Source organism: Arthrobacter sp. Y-9 (assembly GCF_029690065.1).
Classification (GTDB): domain Bacteria; phylum Actinomycetota; class Actinomycetes; order Actinomycetales; family Micrococcaceae; genus Arthrobacter_E.
The window spans coordinates 1379955-1396667 of record NZ_CP121463.1 but is presented as its reverse complement, the minus strand read 5'-3'; the positions used below and the strand labels follow the sequence as shown (position 1 = coordinate 1396667).

Sequence of the window (16713 nt, the reverse complement as noted above, 5' to 3'; positions counted from 1 at the left end):
GGCACGACATCAGGCGACGGCGCCGGCCGGCGCTCACCGGACACGGAGGAGACGAGAACCGTGAAGGACCTCATGGGGCGCTGGAGCATCGCCCGGCGTCTCTTCGTGGCGAACCTGCTCCTCGTGCTGACGGCCGCCATCGCCGCGAGCGCCTTCGCCGCCGTCGACATCAGAACGCGCAGTTACGACGACGCCGGGCAGCGCACCCAGAGCGTCGCCGCCACAGTGGCCGCGAGCCCCTTCGTGGTGCAGGCCGCTGTCTCCCCCGAGCCGTCCGTGGTCCTCCAGCCCTACGCCGAGGCGGTCATGCGGCGCGGCCACGTGGACTTCCTGACGATCATGAGCCCGGACACCACCCGCTGGACGCACGCGAATCCGGCCGAGATCGGCAAGAAGTACCTGGGCACGGTCGAACCGGCACTGCGGGGCCAGGACTTCACCGAGACCTACACCGGCACCCTGGGCGCGTCCGTCCGGACGATCGTCCCGGTGAAGAACTCCTCCGGGAAAGTCGTCGCCCTCGTGTCCGCGGGCGTCACCGTACAGAACGTCGACGCCGGCATCACCTGGCGGCTTCTGGCGATCCTCGGTCTGGCGGCGGCACTCGTGACGGGCGGCGCGCTCGTGGCCTGGCTGCTCGGCCGGTACCTGCGCCGGGTCACGCACGGCTGGGGCGCGGAGCAGCTCGCTCAGCTGTTCGCGTATTACGAATCCGTGCTGCACTCGGTCCGTGAGGGCGTGGTCCTCGTGGACACCCGCGGCCGGGTGGTGATCTACAACGACCAGGCGGCGGAGCTTCTGGGCCTCGACTCCCCCGGTTCCCCGGGCGGCACCGCGGCGCCGACCGTGGCGGACCTGCCCCTGGAACCCAGCCTGCGGGAGCTCTTCACCTCCGGTCGTGAGGCGCTGGACGAGGTCCACCTCGCCGGCCCCCGCCTGCTGGTGGTCAATCAACAGGCCGCCGTGGAGCAGGACGCCGGGGCGCGGTCGAGGCCACGGCGTCTCGGAACGGTCGCCACGCTGCGTGACCGGACGGAGATCGAATCCCTCGGCTCCGAGCTGGCCACCACACGGACCCTCTCCGACGCACTCCGCGCCCAGACCCACGAACACGCCAACCGCCTCCACCTCATGGTCTCGCTCATGGAACTGGGGCGGACCCCTGAGGCGCTGGAACTCGCCACCCGGGACCTCGAACTGGGCCAGCGGCTCGCCGATGACCTGCTCGGTTCCGTGGACGAGCCGGTCCTGGCCGCGCTCGTCATGGGCAAGTCAGCGGAAGCCCACGAACGCGGTGTCCTCCTGGAGCTGCACGGCGGCTCCACCCCCGCGGTGCTGGACATCCCGGTGCAGGATCTGGTGACCATCCTCGGCAATCTCCTGGACAACGCCATCGACGCCGCGGCCGCCGCGGAAGCACCTCGGCTGGTGCGTCTCCGCATCACCGCGGACGACGGTTCCGTGGCGTTCTCGGTCCAGGATTCGGGCGCGGGACTCGGCGAAGGGCAGCTCGAGCGGGCCTTCGAGTTCGGGTACTCCACCAAGGCGAGCCGGCACGGCCGCGGGGTGGGGCTGGCACTCGTGCGGCAGACGGTGCGCAGGCTGGGTGGGACACTGGAGGTGGAGGCCGGCCACGCGCCGTCGTCCGTTTCCGCGCCACGGGAGCCGGGGGAACTGCCCGGGGCCCGCTTCGTCGTCACCCTTCCGCTGGAAGGCGGACCGGCAGCACACCCCGAAGGAGAGTCATGAAACCCATCCGGGTCCTCGTCGTGGAGGACGAGGCGATCGCACGGGAAGCGCATGCCGCGTACCTGGATCGCCTGGAGGGATTCGAACACGCCGGAAGCGCCTCCGGCGGGCAGGAGGCCCTCAAGGCGCTCGCCCAGGCCCGCGAGCGCGGCGAGACGGTGGACCTGGTGCTCCTGGACATGAACCTGCCGGACCTGCACGGTCTCGACGTCGCCCGCCGGATGCGGAGCGCGGGCCTCCTGACGGACATCATCGCCATCACCGCCGTGCGGGAACTCGCCGTGGTCCGCGGAGCCATCGCGACCGGCGTCGTGCAGTACCTCATCAAGCCGTTCACGTACTCCACCTTCGCGGAGAAGCTCGAGAACTACCGCGCCTTCCGCCAGACCCTCGGCTCGCCCGGAGCGGACACCGAGGATTCCTCCCCCGCTCCGGTGGACCAGAGCGCCGTGGACCAGGCCTTCGCCACCCTGCGCGCGCCGGTGGAGCTTCCGCTGCCGAAGGGCATCTCGACGACGACGCTCGCCGCCGTCCGCGAACTCGTCACCTCGGCGCCGCACCCGCTCTCCGCGGCCGAACTCGCCGAGCAGGCCAACCTTTCGCGGGTGACCGCCCGCCGCTACCTCGAGCATCTGGTGGGCGCCGGAGTGCTGCGGAGCACCCCGCGCTACGGCACGCCGGGACGGCCGGAGAACGAGTACCGCAGCGTGTGAGACGGCCGGGCCGCCGACACGCCAGGACGACCCCTGCGAGGCTGCACAGGGCAGTGAGAAAGCACAGGGCAGCCAGAAAGCACAGCGCAGACACAGGAACGATGGAGAGCATGAGGAACGTGCAGAACTCACCGGGGCAGCAACGCGCCAGCAGTCGGCGGGCCTTCCTCCTGCTCGCAGTGGGCGGACCGGTCGCGACCCTCCTGGGAGCCTGCGGCACGAGCGCCCAGGCCGCGACCCGCGCCACCCCGGCGCCGCCCGGGCAGTCCAATGTGGTGATCATCGGGGATTCGCTGAGCACCGGATTCGGCACCTCCCCCGAACAGGCGTGGCCCACCCTGCTGAGTCAGCGGTTCGCCACCCAGAAGCCCAGCCTCGTCCTGGTCAACGGCGCGCAGAACGGCAGCGGGTACGTCACCACCGGCTCCGAAGGGGACACGTTCGGGGCCGAAGTGCAGCGGTACGTCAACGCGTGGACGCGGACGGTGCTGTTCTTCGGATCCGACAACGACCTAGGCGAGGATCCCACCCAGATCAGGCAGGCGGCGCTGGCCGCGCTGCAGGATGTCAGGCTCCGCGCTCCTCATGCCCGCCGGATCGTCGTGGGGCCACCCGCCTACTCGGCGGATCCCGACCAGGACCTCCTGGCCATCCGGGACGCTCTCAAGGCCGCGGCCGAGGCGTCGTCCGCCGAATTCGTGGATCCGATCGCCCTGGACTGGATGGCATCCCAGGCGGATACGCTGCTCGGCCCGGACGGGGAGCACCCGAGTCCTGCGGGACACGTGCGACTCGCGGATCTGATGGGCGCGGTCCTGGGTCTGAGCACTGCCACCCCGGCCCCTTCGCCGGCCGCCACGCCGTCCGCAGTTCCTGCAACCGCGTCTCCCACGCCGAGCGGCTGAGCCGGTTTGTATACACAGCTACGGGATTCATACGAATTCACCCTCTTGTGAGCCATTTGTGTATACACTGAGGCCATGCGAGCACGTGACCGGGCGTACGACGCCCTCCGGGAGGACATCATCTCCTGGCGCCTTGCCCCCGGCACGGTCCTCGCCGAAGTGGAACAGGCGGAACGTCTCGGAGTGAGCCGCACCCCCGTGAGGGAGGCGCTCTCCCGGCTCACCGCGGAAGGACTGGCGGTCGCCGAGCGGCGACGCGGGGTCGTCGTGGCCGAACTGTCCGTGGCGGATCTCGACCAGCTCTTCGAACTCCGGGAGACGCTGGAGAGCCGCGCGGCCGCGCTCGCGGCGACACGTGGCGACCGCGAGCGCTTCGCACGCCTCCGGGAGGACTTCATCGCCGCGGAGGCACTGCTGGACACACCGTCCGCCGTCGACGGCTACTACCGGCTGGTCGGAGAGCTCGACGACGCCCTGGACGAGGAGTGCGGCAACGCCTACCTCGCGCAGTCCCTGCGGCAGCTCCGCCCCCACCTTCAGCGTCTGCGCCGTCTGGCGCACGACAACCCGGGCAGACTCCGTGACTCCGCCCGGGAGCACGCGGCGATCGCGGCCGCCGTCGCCAGCGGGAATCCCGGCCTGGCCGCCGCCGCCACCACGGTCCATCTGCAGGCCAGCCTGGACCACCTCCATCACAGCCAGCGGGGCCGCGGCATCCTGTCGCCCACCCGCACCGTCAACGACACCACCCCACAGGAAAGCGAGTCCCGGTGAAAACCCATAACGTCCGCGTCCACCGCAGCGAGGAGAACCTGGCCCGCGAGGACCAGCTGGCCCACAAGATCGCCCGGGTGGCCACCGATCCCGTCCCCGTCGACGCCGACGTCACGGACATGATCATCAACCGCATCATCGACAACGCCTCGGTGGCCATCGCCTCCCTGAACCGCGCGCCCATCGTCGCCGCGCGGGCTCAGGCGCTCACCCACGCGCCGTCCACCGGCGGCCCCGGGTCCACGGTCTTCGGAATCCAGGAACGGGTCTCCCCCGAATGGGCCGCCTGGGCCAACGGGGTCGCCGTGCGGGAACTCGACTATCACGACACGTTCCTCGCCGCCGACTACTCCCACCCGGGTGACAACATCCCGCCCCTGCTGGCGGTCGCCCAGCACGTCGGCTCCTCCGGCGCGGACCTGATCCGCGGCATCGCCACCGGTTACGAGATCCAGGTGGACCTCGTCAAGGCGATCTGCCTCCATGCCCACAAGATCGACCACGTCGCCCACCTCGGACCGTCCGCCGCCGCGGGCCTCGGGACCCTGCTCGGCCTCGACACGGAGACCGTCTTCCAGTCCGTCGGCCAGGCACTCCACACCACCACCGCCACCCGGCAGTCCCGCAAGGGCGAGATCTCCACGTGGAAGGCCCACGCGCCCGCGTTCGCCGGCAAGATGGCCGTGGAATCCGTGGACCGAGCCATGCGCGGCCAGACCTCCCCGGTCCCGATCTACGAGGGTGAGGACGGCGTGATCGCGTGGATGCTGGACGGCCCCGACGCGTCCTACGACGTCCCGCTCCCCGAGCCGGGCGAAGCCAAGCGCGCGATCCTGGACACCTACACCAAGGAGCACTCGGCGGAGTACCAGGCACAGGCCTGGATCGACCTCGCCCGCAAGCTGCACGGCGAGCACCCCGAACTGACGGATCCGGCGAACGTCGCGAGCATCATGATCCACACGAGCCACCACACCCACTACGTGATCGGCTCCGGCGCCAACGACCCGCAGAAGTACAGCCCGACCGCGAGCCGCGAGACCCTGGACCACTCCATCCCGTACATCTTCACGGTGGCGCTCCAGGACGGCCGCTGGCACCACGTCGACTCCTACGCCCCGGACCGCGCGTCCCGCCCGGACACCGTGGAACTGTGGCACAAGGTGACCACCGAGGAGGATCCCGAGTGGACGCGCCGCTACCACTCCCTGGACATCGCGGAGAAGGCGTTTGGCGGCCGCGTGGTCATCACCCTCACAGACGGCAGCGTGATCGAGGACGAGATCGCCGTCGCGGACGCTCACCCGCTCGGCGCCCGGCCGTTCGCCCGCGAGCAGTACATCGCCAAGTTCCGCACCCTCGCGGAAGGTCTCGTGGAGCCGGCCGAGATCGAGCGGTTCCTCGACACGGTGCAGCGTCTGCCGGAACTCGCTGCCGGCGAACTGGACCAGCTGAACATCCAGGCGGCCCCCGGCGTGATCGATCCGGCCGCCGCGCCGAAGGGTCTCTTCTGATGCTGTACTCGACGCGCACGCCCGAGCAGAAGCGCCGCGAGCTGCGGGAGCTGCTCGCCTCCGGCCGCACCGTGCAGTTCCCAGGGGCGTTCAACCCCCTGTCCGCCCGGCTGATCGAGGAGAAGGGGTTCGACGGCGTCTACATCTCCGGCGCGGTCCTCGCCAACGACCTCGGACTGCCGGACATCGGACTCACCACCCTGACCGAGGTGGCGACGCGCGCCGGGCAGATCGCCCGGATGACGGATCTTCCCGCGCTCGTCGACGCCGACACCGGCTTCGGGGAGCCAATGAACGTCGCCCGCACCGTGCAGGAGCTCGAGAACGCCGGACTGGCCGGCTGCCACATCGAGGACCAGGTCAATCCCAAGCGCTGCGGACACCTGGACGGCAAGTCCGTGGTGGACGTCGAGACCGCGACGCGACGCATCCAGGCGGCAGCCCAGGCCCGTCGCGATCCCGGCTTCCTCCTCATGGCCCGCACCGACATCCGGGCGGCGGACGGACTGGGGGCCGCCCAGGAACGCGCACGCGCCCTGGTGGCGGCGGGCGCGGACGCGATCTTCCCCGAGGCCATGAAAACCCTCGAGGAGTTCGCCGCCATCCGAGAGGCCGTGGACGTGCCGATCCTGGCCAATATGACGGAATTCGGGCAGAGTGAGCTGTTCACCCTGGACGAGCTGTCCTCGGTGGGCGTCAACATGGTCATCTATCCCGTGACGCTGCTGCGCAGTGCGCTGGGCGCGGCGGAACGGGTGCTGGACACCCTCAAGGCGGAGGGCACCCAGCAGGCCGCCGTGCCGGACATGCTGACCCGTGCACGGCTGTATGAACTGGTGGACTATCCCGCGTACAACAGCTTCGACACCGGGGTCTTCAACTTCCAGGTGCCCGGCACCCCACGATGACCGCTCGGGCTCTCACGCCGCTCGAAGAGAATTCACAGGAAACAGTCCCAGAATCACACCGAAGGCTTCATCCGACGAAGGAGTCACCATGAGCACCACACCCCAAGAGACCGAGATCAAAAAAGGCCTGGCCGGCGTGGTGGTGGACTACACCGCCATCTCCAAGGTCAATCCGGACAGCAATTCCCTGCTCTACCGGGGTTACCCGGTGCAGGAGCTCGCCGCGGCCAAGAGCTTCGAGGAGGTGGCCTACCTGCTCTGGAACGGGGAGCTGCCGTCCCCCGAGGAGCTCGACGCCTTCCAGTCACGGGAGCGCGCCGGGCGCGCCCTGGATCCCGTGCTGAAGACGGTGATCGACGCACTCCCGCTGAGCTCCCACCCCATGGACGTCTGCCGCACGGCGGCCTCCGTGCTGGGCGCCCGGCATCCGCAGGCGGAGGATTCCAGCCCCGAGGCGAACCTGTCGAAGGCGATCGACCTGTGGGCCGCCATGCCCGCCGTGGTCGCCTACGACCAGCGACGCCGGCACGGCCAGGACGCCGTGGAACCCCGTGACGACCTGGGCTACTCCGCGAACTTCCTCTGGATGTCGTTCGGCGAGGAGGCGGCGCCGGCCGTGGTGGACGCGTTCAACGTGTCGATGATCCTGTACGCGGAGCACTCCTTCAACGCCTCCACGTTCACCGCGCGAGTCATCACCTCGACGCTCGCGGACCTGCACTCGGCGGTCACGGGGGCCATCGGCGCCCTCAAGGGCCCGCTGCACGGCGGGGCGAACGAAGCCGTCATGCACACCTTCGAGGAGCTGGGGATCGACCCCTCCGAGTCCGCCGAGGACGCCGCCGCCCGGGCGAAGTCCTGGATGGAGGAGGCGCTCGCGGCGAAGAAGAAGGTCATGGGGTTCGGACACCGTGTCTACAAGCATGGCGATTCCCGCGTGCCGACCATGAAGGCCGCGCTGGACGCCATGATCGAGCACTACGGCCGTCCCGAGCTCCTCGGCCTCTACAACGGGCTGGAGCAGGCCATGGACGAGGCGAAGAGCATCAAACCGAACCTCGACTACCCCGCCGGCCCCACGTACCACCTGATGGGCTTCGACACCCCGACGTTCACGCCGTTGTTCGTCGCCAGCCGGATCGTCGGCTGGACGGCGCACGTCATGGAACAGGCGGGCGCGAACTCCCTGATCCGCCCGCTGAGCGCCTACAACGGGGTGGAGGAGCGGCACCTGGGCTGACGCCCAGGACACCACGACGACCAGGACCCCACGACGACGGCGCGCGGTCACCTCTCCGGTGGCCGCGCGCCGTCGTCGTCGTATGCGCGTTGTCGTTGTCGCGCCGGCTGTTCAGGCCGCGGGGTGCGGCTCGGCGCGCGGTCCTCCGAGGGTCCATTCGACGCCCGCGACGGCGTGGTTGTCGTCGGCCAGGGTGACTGTCACGTCGAAGGGCTCGGGCGAGCCGCCGGACATCGCCTGCGCCGCGCGGGTCAAGGCCTCCTCCAGCCAGTGCCCGGCGTCGGGCCACATGCGCCGGAACGGCAGGTCGTCGAGTCCGTGCCACTCCGGCGAGATCTCCTCGCTTGGCGAGATATCTCCCTCCCAGCGGTCCGCGGCATACACGACGGAGTTCATGTCCCAGCGCGGCTGAGCCGGGAAGACGAACCGGACCACGCCGAGCTTGGCCAGGGACTCCTGAGGCACCACGACGTCCACCTCTTCCCAGACCTCGCGCTGCAGGGCCTCCTCCGGCGTCTCCCCCGCCTCGACGTGACCACCGATGGCGACCACCTTGCCCTGCCCGAAACCTCGCTTCTTGAGGCCGAGCAGAACATCCCAGAGAGCGGGATCCCCTTCCAGGCCCGAGGCGCCCGAGGGACGCAGGAGGAAGCACAGGACAACGGGGGCGGCACTCATGCTGCTCATGCTATCGGGGCCGGAACGGGGGCACGACCGGCCGAGGTCTGCGCATCGCGGTCGCCTCATCAGGCACGGCCGGTCGATCTGTTGGACATTTGGCCATCGAGTCGCGATACTGATGAGAGCACATTCATCTACCCGGGAGAACTCTGACCTCCCGTCGCGATTTCATAGGATCGAAGAATGTCGCGCCCGGCCCGCGAATAGGCCTTTCTTTTTCATGCGCTGATTATCCTGAAACAACCCCGGAGAACGGGCTTCAAATTTTCTTCCACAGAATATTTATATGCCCTTGACGTGCGACCGAGATCACTTCTAGGCTCATTTCAGCACCTTTGAATATCAGGTGTTATTCCTTAAAAATTCGCTTTGTCCAAAGGAGAGCAAGTGAGCACTGCACTGACGATCGCCCCCGTGGTGGAGACCGAGCCGGGTCTCGTGATGCCGATGGCGCTGAAGGAGCTCGATTTCGAAGCGGGCGGGGCCCTCGTGACCCCGGCGAAGATGAACGGTGACACCGTCACCCTCTCTTCGTCCTGCTCCTCCGCACGTCCCACGTCGCCGAAGGCGCCGTAGGTCCGGAGGCGGAATCACCGTGAGCACCACTTACGTCGTGGCCGAAGGCGTCCGGCAGGCTGATTTCGAGGATTCCTTCGTCCTGGTCTGCGGAAGTTCGATCGTCCGCTTCCGTGAGCATCAGGAATTGGCGCGGGAGCTGTTCCGGTTCCTCGGCACGCCCCGCACACTCGACGAGGTGGCGGAAGGCGTTCCTGGCCTGGGTGGCCAGGAACGCCTTCTGGGCTCGCTGCGCGCCGCCGGCGTGGTGACCGCGCACCGGGGACCGTTGGATCGACTGGCCGGCCTTCCGGAGTTCGATCCGCGGACCGACAGGCCCGCGCTCCGTCTGGACGTCCCCGAGCACTGGGAGGCTAGCGCCCGACGGGTCCTGAAGATGTTCACCGCGATCGACATCGCGGACCGTGACTCCGCGCGGGCCGGGATCCCCACCCTGATCATCCGGCCCTCCGTCCAGGAGGCGATCGATGTCTGCCGCGACGCCTGGGAACAGGGTGAGTGCCACGTCCCGGTCGTCCCCTTCGACGGCGGCAAGCTCGTCGTGGGACCCGCCGTCCTGCCGGGCACGAGCGCCTGCTTCGAGTGCCTCGTGATCCGGCGTGCCGCCACCACCGACTGGCCGGATGAGTATCTGCGATTCCATCGGACGGTCCCGTCAGATGACTTCCCGTCCCACGATTTCGCGCTCGGGGTCCATCTCGCGGCGCGGCTCGCCGTCGCGGCGTTCTACCGCGACGCCTATGACCTCATCGGTTCCTGCAGCGTCATCAATCCAGGAACCCTGACCAGCTACAACTCAAGAGTTTGGAGTGTGCCGCGGTGCCCCTCGTGTTCACAGACCGGGAGATCGTCAACCAGCTATCCCTGGCTCGCCCCAGCCTCCTCCGGACAGGGCTAGCCGGACCGGATCTGGGCCTCATCCCTGGCATCAAGACGCTGAGAATGGGACCAGGAGCCCTGAGCCTCCCCGCACTCATCGACCGCTCCCCTGAACTGCCCACGTTCCTTCAGGCCTGTCTCCCCGAGCAGGCGTCCTGCGGGTTCGGGATCGGCGCGGATCAACTGTACGGCTCGGCCGGGGGCGAGTTCATCGAACGGTACTCGGCCGGTTACCTGCCTGAGCATTTCGACGAGCCCCTCGGGAACCAGATCATTCCGGCCACCGACTTCATGCCGTTCACCGAAGAGCAGTACTCCCGCCCCGGGTTCACCTACACCCATCCGAGTCTTGTGGAGGACCTGCCCTATATCAGAGTGCGCCGCGCGGTCGACCGGTCGGTCCGGGCCGTGCCGGCGGATCTGGTGCATCTGAATCCGGGAGACCGGACCAGGTGGTGTTCCATCACCTCCAACGGCCTCGGGGCCGGGCGGAGCTTCGCGATGGCCGCCCGGGCCGCGGTGTTCGAGCTGATCGAGCGGGACGGGTTCATGCGTGCCTGGTATGGCCGGCGTTCCGGCGCCACGCTGCGGATCCCGGACACCATTCCCAGCCACTTCCCCGCGGCATTGCGGGGTGCCTGCCGGCAGCTGGAGCTCCAGGGCGTGACCGTCACCCTGGTGCGGCTGGAAGGACCCGCCGGCCTGCCGGTGATCCTCTCCTGCGCCCGGTCGGATCAAGTCGGGCTCGCCGTGGGGTGCTCGGCCAAGGCGGACATCAGGGCGGCGATGACCGCGGCGTTCGTCGAGTCACTGCACACCTACAACTGGGGCCTCTCCGAGGTGACATCGGCGGCATCCCTGGACCCTCCGATCGCCTCCGACGTCGAATCGCTGCAGGACCACATCGCTTTCCACGCGAGACCAGCCAACCGGGCCCTGAACGAATTCCTGGACTCCGGTCCGGAGGTGACCGAGGCCGAGTTCGTCGGCGATCACCTGCTCTCCCTGCCCGGCGCACTCCTCGCACTGGAGGACGCCGGCTGGCAGGTGTACCTCGCGGACGTCAGGTCACCCGACGTCGCAGTTCAGGGCTGGCACGTGATCCGGGCGCTCAGCCCTCAGGCCGCCACCCTCGACGTCGACGAACCGCACCTCCGGCAGCATCCCGGCGCAGTCCACACCACTCCTCATCCGTTCCCCTGACCTCCCGGGAGAAACATCATGCATCAGCAATGGGCCCTCGCCACCCCGGCGTTCGACGATCCCGCGGAGACCTTCCACGTGGCCTCGAAGCTCAGCCTCTGGACGAGCGGCTCCGCCACCGGGACGTACTCCACTGAGCTCAGCACCGATCCCGAGGCGCTGAGAATGCTCGGCCGCCCCCATCCGCCCTACCTGTCGTCAGACCGCCGGGCGCTCGACGCCGCCGGGCCGGCTTCCCCGGTCGCCGCGGCGCTCCGGCATCGGCATTCGGCAGCCGGGTTCGCCCCGGCGCCCGTGAGCTTCGGGATCCTGAGCGGCATCCTCCGGGAAACGGCCTGCATCACGGCCGACCACGGACGCGGCGCTCCCTCGGCCGGCGGCCTGTACCCGATCGACATCTATCTGGCCGTCACCGCGGTGGACGGCATCACGCCCGGGATCTATGCGCTGGATCCGCACGAAGCCATGCTCCACCGGCTCTCGGTACCGGTGGATCCCCGGGAATTCCTGCGCGACTGTCTGGTCTTCCAGAACCTCGCGGAGGACTCTGCCTTCCATGTGTTCTTCGTCGGGAGCTTCCTCCGCCAGCGGATCAAGTACGGGCAGCGCGCCTACCGGTTCACCCTGATCGAGGCCGGCCATCTGGCCCAGGCCATGATGCTGTGCGCCGAAGAAGCGGGGATCGGATCGTGCGCGGTCGGAGGATTCCTCGATCAGAAAGTCGACGAACTGCTCTGCCTCGACGGGGTGGAGCAGTCCGTCATCTACAGCGTCGCCTTCGGACAGGTCATCGAGGAAACAGGGGGCCCGGCATGACGGCGATCGCGTCGTGGGAGAACGTGGTCAAGAACTACCGGGGGAAGACGGCCTTGTCGGGCTTCTCGCTCGATCTGGGGCCAGGCGTTCACTGCCTCCTGGGTTCCAATGGCGCCGGGAAGTCGACGGCCCTGAACATCCTGACCGGAATCCGGCAGCCCACCTCCGGCACCGCGTCGGTGCTCGGGCAACGGGTGGTCCGCGGCGGTCCTCAGGTCCGGTACGTGAGCTGTGTGCCTCAGGCGGTGATGTTCCCGCCCACGCTCAAGGTCCGCGAAGTGCTCCGGTTCATCTCCGTGCACTACCCGGATCCTCTGGATTTCGCCGCGGTCCAGGAGGCGCTCTCGCTCGAGGGCATCTTGGACAAGCAGTGCGGCGGACTCTCCGGCGGGCAGCTCCGGCGTCTCGGCATCGCCGGCGCCGTCATCTGCAACGCCCCGGTGATCATCATGGACGAACCTCTCGCGGGGCTCGACATCGAAGGCCGGGCGCAGGTGCGGAACATCATCCTCGAGCAGAGGGAACTCGGCCGCTGCATCATCATGGCGTCGCACGACTACGGGGAGATCGAAGCGACCGCCGACACCGTCACGCTCGTCAAGGACGGCAGGAACATTCTGAGCGAGGACATCGCGTCGGTGAGGCAGCGCCTGGGGCTTCATCGGCTCAGCTTCTCCGCCACAGGTCCCGTGCCGCCGGCGGTTCTCGGGCTCGGCGTCGTCGAGGCGCTGGGCGCAGACCGGTACCAATTGGTGACCGACGATCCGGACGCGGCCAGCAGGGTCCTGCTGGCCGTCCTGGATGATCCAAAACTGAGCGTCCAGCAGTCCTCGCTCGAGGATGCCGTCAGCATGATCCTGAGTGAGGAGAAGGCATGAGATTCGTCGCCGAGTACGTCCGCGTTCAGATCCTGGAGCTCGTGCGGCTGCCCTCGTTCTTCCTGCCGCTCATCGCCTTGCCGGCGGCCTTCTACCTCATGGTCGGGGTGCGGGCGGATCTGCCGCCGGGCCAGATCCTCTTCAGCTACCTCGCCTTCGCGATGCTGGGAACGATGATGTTCCAGTTCGGTGTGGGCATCGCGTCCACCCGGAACGACCCCTGGAACCTGTACCTCTTGACCCTTCCCGTGCCCTCCAGGGTGCGCGTGGCCTCGCAGCTGATCGCCGGATTGTTCTTCTCGGTCCTCTTCTCCGTGCCGCTCCTGGTGCTGGGCGTGATCAACGGCGCGGTCTTCTCCGTCGCGCCCGGGAGGTTTCTGCTCGGGCTGTGCGCGCTCATCGCGGGAGGCCTGGTCCACGGCGCGCTCGGACTCGCCCTCGGGTACTGGCTGCCCTCACGCGGCGCCGTGCCGATCGCGAACCTCATCTACTTCCCGCTGGCCTTCATCGGAGGACTCTTCGGCACCTGGGACCTGGGAGCTCTGCAACCCCTGCACACCTTCAGCCCCACCGGAGCCTGGGCGGACCTCATCAACTCCGCTCTCCAGGGGGAATCCAACGGACTGGCGCTGGTCATTCTCGCGGGCTACCTCCTGCTCTGCGGACTCGCCGCCGTCTGGGGTTATCGGAGGGTGGAGCAGACGCAGTATCAGTGAGGGCAGTACCGGTGACGACGGTGACTTCTGCCCGGTTGTTCGGCGAGAATGGCCGGATGAAGACCGTTCCCTCCCGCAACCGTCTGTCCGAAGTGCTCCGCGTGCTGAGGGCCGAGGAGAACGACCCCCGTGTTCAAGAACTCCTCCGGGAGTTCGGGACCGAGCCTTCCTCCACGCACGAGCGCAGTGTCGGCGAGCCGCCACGGCAGGTCCGTCGGCTGCGGTTCCGCTCCGGTGGCGAGATCATCCTGCACGACGGCGCGGTGGCCGCCGTCGTGCTGCACGTGGCGCAGGGCGCCCGGCACGTCCGTCTGCACGAGTGGGTCGGGGCGGGAAACCGGGCGACGCTGGAGGACCTCGAATCCGCGCTCGGCAAGAAGCCGAGTTTCGCGGGAGTCCGGACGCCGTACTTCGCGTTCGACCGCGGGTTCGTCACCGCGACGTTCACCCCGGACGGCTGGAAGATGCCGGGCAATCTGCTCCGTCTCACGCTCACCGCGCACCAGCCGGGGCTGGTCCCCTCGCCCGAGGACGACGACTGCCCCGGGTGCTCCGATCTGCTGCGGCGGACGTCATCAGGCGCCGTCGACATCGATGCGACCGTGCAGGCCTTGTCCGCCGCGGGTTCCCTGAAGGAGGACGCCCACTGGCTACGGCTGGATGATCTCCTGCCGCTGCATGCCTCCGGTCTCATGGAGCGCGCGGAAAGCCAGTTGCGGTGTCTGCGGTGCGCGCGCACGGTGTGCTTCACCCTCCTCCGCGACGACGGGCCCGAATTCCAGTACTGCAGTTTCGACCAGGCACGACGCCGGCCCATGAGTCCGGTCCCTCCTGTCGAACGATGGGGCGACCCCGGCCGGCTGGCCGCCGAACAACGGGGCATGCGATATGTGGCTCATGCCGCCGGAAGCTGGTTCCTGGTGAGAAAAGGTGAAGATCTCTACCTCGACGCCCGGTACAGCTACAGCGGACTCATCGACAGCTCGGCCCTCATCCGGCTCAACCCATCGGAGGTCCGGCTATACGAGCGCAGCGGGCACACCTTCCTGTCACGGCTCGCTGCGGCCATTCACAACAGTGCTCCCTACCAGCAGGAGTCGCCGTACTTCGCGCGCGATCTCTACCGGCAGTCCGAAGGAACACGGCTCCGTGACGAGGTGAGCGGCGCCATCGCTGAACACACCTGGATCGCGCAGCAGCGGCGAGGGTGACGGCGAGCGCCCGCCTGCGAAGGATGGATCATCCTCACCTCATGAGGTGCGGGGACGCCTGATCCGGCGGCTACCGCCGCCCGACCGCCCGGCGGTAGAGGGCCACGAAGCCCACCCCGAGCAGGAGCACCACCGCTCCGATCCCCCACAGCACCGGGGCGAGCGCCGCTGCGTACACGTCACTATGGCCCGGCTGCCCCGCCGCGATCTGTTCAGCGACGCCGGCCGTCCCTGGCTGCGCCCGGACCGCCGCGGTCAGGACCACCGCGTACAGCGCCACGAACAGGGCTTCGCTCCCGATCCGGAAGAAGTTCAGAAGCCCGGCCGCGGTCCCGCTCCGTTCGGCCGGCACGAAGCTCAGGGCCTTTCCGTCGACGACGCCGAGCGGCAATCCGAAACCGGCGCCGGCCAGGAGCATCGGGAGCACGGCCCACCACACCGGGACGTCGGGTCGCAGCGCGGCGAACCCCGCCGCGGCGAGCAGGAGGCACGCCAGCGCCCCCACGCTGACCACCCCGGCGTCGACCCGTGGACGCCGCGCCATCACCCGGTGCACGAGAGGCGGGGCGAGGAGCACCGGAAGGGTCATCACGAGCATCAGGGATCCCGCCCCACCGGCGGTGAACCCGTGGATCGCCTGCAGCGCCGCGGGCAGGTAGGTCAGAAACGTCACGAACCCGACCGCCCCCGCCACCGGGATCAGCACCATCGCGAGGAAGCCGGGATTGCGGAGCACCCCGACGTCGAACAGTGGACCGCCGGAGACCGGCGCGGTCCGGGGCAGGCGCCGCAGCACGCGACTGCCGGCCAGCGCCGCGATGAGCACGACGGCATGGACTATGAACACGGCGCGCCAGCCCAGCAGACCGATCAGCGCCCCGGACAGGCTCGGGCCCGCCGCCAGCCCCAGACCGTTCACCATGCCGAAGGCCGCGAAGGCCCGCGCCCGCGCAGGCCCCTGGAAGGCCGAGTGGATCGTCGCCGTCGCGCCGGTGATGACGGCGGCCGAGCCCACCCCGGCGAGGACACGGGCGATGTCGAGCACCACGAGGGATGGGCTCGCCGCGCTCAGGATCGAACCCAGGACCACCGCCAGCACGCCGAGGGAGAAAGCCCGCCCGGACCCGATGCGGTCCGCGACCGCTCCCCAGAGCAGCGTGCACACGGCGAACGCGATGTTGAACCCGTTCACGATGCCCTGCAGGAGCACCGGTTCCGCGCCGAGCTCGACCGAGATCGACGGCAGTCCCACCGCGGTGCCGGCGATGGACAGTGGGATGACGAATTGAGCCAGCAGGATCACGGGGAGCACCGCCCGGTGCGGCGCGGTCGTCGTGGGTGTCTGTTCTTCACGCACGGTCATAGAGGTACGCCTTTGAACGAAGGTACGAGCTATTACGAACCTATGATGCCCATCACCAAAGGTATGATGCAAGTAGAACCTTGAGGAGGCGACGAGATGGCGGATGCGGAAGGCCACCCCGACACGGCGGAGATCGAGCTGGGCCACGTCCTCAGCGCACTGAGTGACCCACTGCGGCGACGGGTGATCCACGATCTCCTCCACAGCGAACCCGGAATCGAACGGACCTGCACCAGCTTCGGGCTGCCCGTCACGAAGTCGACCCGGACCCACCATTTCCGCGTGCTCCGCGAGGCGGGTCTCGTGCGCCAGGTCGACCGCGGCAACATGCGAGGCGTCACTCTTCGACGCGAGGACATCGAGGAGCGCTTCCCGGGCCTGCTGGCCCTCATCGCCCGGGACGACGCCGGCGACGTTGCCGACGCCCGTCAAACCCCGTAGAACGTCGATGAATTCCGGCGCGGGCGACTGCTGCCACACCGAAACATAACGCCTGTCCAATACCCCTGCCCTTTCCTCTCCGGGCCTCCTCCCCCGCCCACCTACGGCACTGCCACAAGGGGGGTTATCCTGCGCTGACCAGCGCG

The 16713-nt window shown here is 68.7% G+C and carries 17 protein-coding genes; 15 read left to right on the top strand and 2 right to left on the bottom strand.

Translation table 11 applies throughout. From position 1 onward, the window contains the following. Window positions 1-60 precede the first annotated feature (60 nt). The 7 genes from P9849_RS06135 to P9849_RS06105 all read left to right on the top strand — a co-directional run bounded on the left by P9849_RS06135 (window position 61) and on the right by P9849_RS06105 (window position 7803). Window positions 61-1749 (top strand): sensor histidine kinase, encoded by a 1689-nt coding sequence (locus P9849_RS06135; protein WP_347567918.1) that lies wholly within the window; start codon window positions 61-63, stop codon window positions 1747-1749. Next, window positions 1746-2462: a response regulator gene (locus tag P9849_RS06130; protein WP_278268762.1), complete on the top strand. Its 717-nt coding sequence runs from the start codon at window positions 1746-1748 to the stop codon at window positions 2460-2462. The genes P9849_RS06135 and P9849_RS06130 overlap by 4 nt, the downstream gene beginning before the upstream one ends. Window positions 2463-2572: 110 nt before the next feature. After that, on the top strand, window positions 2573-3367 hold the full coding sequence (locus P9849_RS06125) for an SGNH/GDSL hydrolase family protein (RefSeq protein ID WP_278268761.1): 795 nt from the start codon (window positions 2573-2575) through the stop codon (window positions 3365-3367). A gap of 75 nt (window positions 3368-3442) precedes the next feature. Then, a complete protein-coding gene (locus P9849_RS06120) occupies window positions 3443-4141 on the top strand; it encodes a GntR family transcriptional regulator (protein WP_278268760.1) in 699 nt (232 codons plus the stop codon). Beyond that, window positions 4138-5655, top strand: coding sequence for an MmgE/PrpD family protein (locus P9849_RS06115; protein ID WP_278268759.1), 1518 nt, complete (start codon window positions 4138-4140; stop codon window positions 5653-5655). Before P9849_RS06120 ends, P9849_RS06115 begins: the two co-directional genes overlap by 4 nt. Then, window positions 5655-6563 carry a methylisocitrate lyase gene (gene prpB / locus P9849_RS06110; protein ID WP_278268758.1) on the top strand — a complete coding sequence of 303 codons (909 nt, stop codon included), beginning with the start codon at window positions 5655-5657 and terminating at the stop codon, window positions 6561-6563. Before P9849_RS06115 ends, prpB begins: the two co-directional genes overlap by 1 nt. Before the next feature lie 88 nt (window positions 6564-6651). Next, window positions 6652-7803, top strand: a complete 1152-nt coding sequence (locus P9849_RS06105; protein WP_278268757.1) for a bifunctional 2-methylcitrate synthase/citrate synthase — start codon at window positions 6652-6654, stop codon at window positions 7801-7803. A gap of 111 nt (window positions 7804-7914) precedes the next feature. On the opposite strand, the gene P9849_RS06100 is transcribed toward P9849_RS06105, so the two are convergent. Beyond that, window positions 7915-8481 carry an NUDIX domain-containing protein gene (locus P9849_RS06100; RefSeq protein ID WP_278268756.1) on the bottom strand — a complete coding sequence of 189 codons (567 nt, stop codon included), beginning with the start codon at window positions 8479-8481 and terminating at the stop codon, window positions 7915-7917. 390 nt (window positions 8482-8871) lie between these two features. On the opposite strand from P9849_RS06100, the gene P9849_RS06095 reads away from it, so the two are divergent. Genes P9849_RS06095 through P9849_RS06065 form a run of 7 tightly spaced genes read left to right on the top strand, consistent with a single transcriptional unit; the run spans window position 8872 to window position 14763 of the window. Next, a complete protein-coding gene (locus P9849_RS06095; protein WP_278268755.1) occupies window positions 8872-9060 on the top strand; it encodes a hypothetical protein in 189 nt (62 codons plus the stop codon). Between the two features lie 19 nt (window positions 9061-9079). Next, window positions 9080-9958 carry a TOMM precursor leader peptide-binding protein gene (locus P9849_RS06090; protein ID WP_278268754.1) on the top strand — a complete coding sequence of 293 codons (879 nt, stop codon included), beginning with the start codon at window positions 9080-9082 and terminating at the stop codon, window positions 9956-9958. Between the two features lie 44 nt (window positions 9959-10002). Then, a complete protein-coding gene (locus P9849_RS06085) occupies window positions 10003-11142 on the top strand; it encodes a YcaO-like family protein (protein WP_278268753.1) in 1140 nt (379 codons plus the stop codon). An 18-nt stretch (window positions 11143-11160) separates the two neighbouring features. Continuing rightward, window positions 11161-11958 carry a SagB family peptide dehydrogenase gene (locus P9849_RS06080; protein WP_278268752.1) on the top strand — a complete coding sequence of 266 codons (798 nt, stop codon included), beginning with the start codon at window positions 11161-11163 and terminating at the stop codon, window positions 11956-11958. Then, window positions 11955-12836 (top strand): ABC transporter ATP-binding protein, encoded by an 882-nt coding sequence (locus tag P9849_RS06075; protein WP_278268751.1) that lies wholly within the window; start codon window positions 11955-11957, stop codon window positions 12834-12836. The genes P9849_RS06080 and P9849_RS06075 overlap by 4 nt, the downstream gene beginning before the upstream one ends. Further along, the gene (locus tag P9849_RS06070; RefSeq protein ID WP_278268750.1) at window positions 12833-13552 is read left to right on the top strand and encodes an ABC transporter permease; all 720 of its coding nucleotides are present in this window, start codon (window positions 12833-12835) and stop codon (window positions 13550-13552) included. The genes P9849_RS06075 and P9849_RS06070 overlap by 4 nt, the downstream gene beginning before the upstream one ends. A 56-nt stretch (window positions 13553-13608) precedes the next feature. After that, window positions 13609-14763, top strand: a complete 1155-nt coding sequence (locus P9849_RS06065; RefSeq protein WP_278268749.1) for a hypothetical protein — start codon at window positions 13609-13611, stop codon at window positions 14761-14763. 70 nt (window positions 14764-14833) lie between these two features. On the opposite strand, the gene P9849_RS06060 is transcribed toward P9849_RS06065, so the two are convergent. Next, window positions 14834-16126 (bottom strand): MFS transporter, encoded by a 1293-nt coding sequence (locus P9849_RS06060; protein WP_278268748.1) that lies wholly within the window; start codon window positions 16124-16126, stop codon window positions 14834-14836. Between the two features lie 96 nt (window positions 16127-16222). Between P9849_RS06060 and P9849_RS06055 the strand changes: the two genes are divergently transcribed. Continuing rightward, window positions 16223-16567: a helix-turn-helix domain-containing protein gene (locus P9849_RS06055; RefSeq protein ID WP_278268747.1), complete on the top strand. Its 345-nt coding sequence runs from the start codon at window positions 16223-16225 to the stop codon at window positions 16565-16567. Window positions 16568-16713 lie beyond the last annotated feature (146 nt).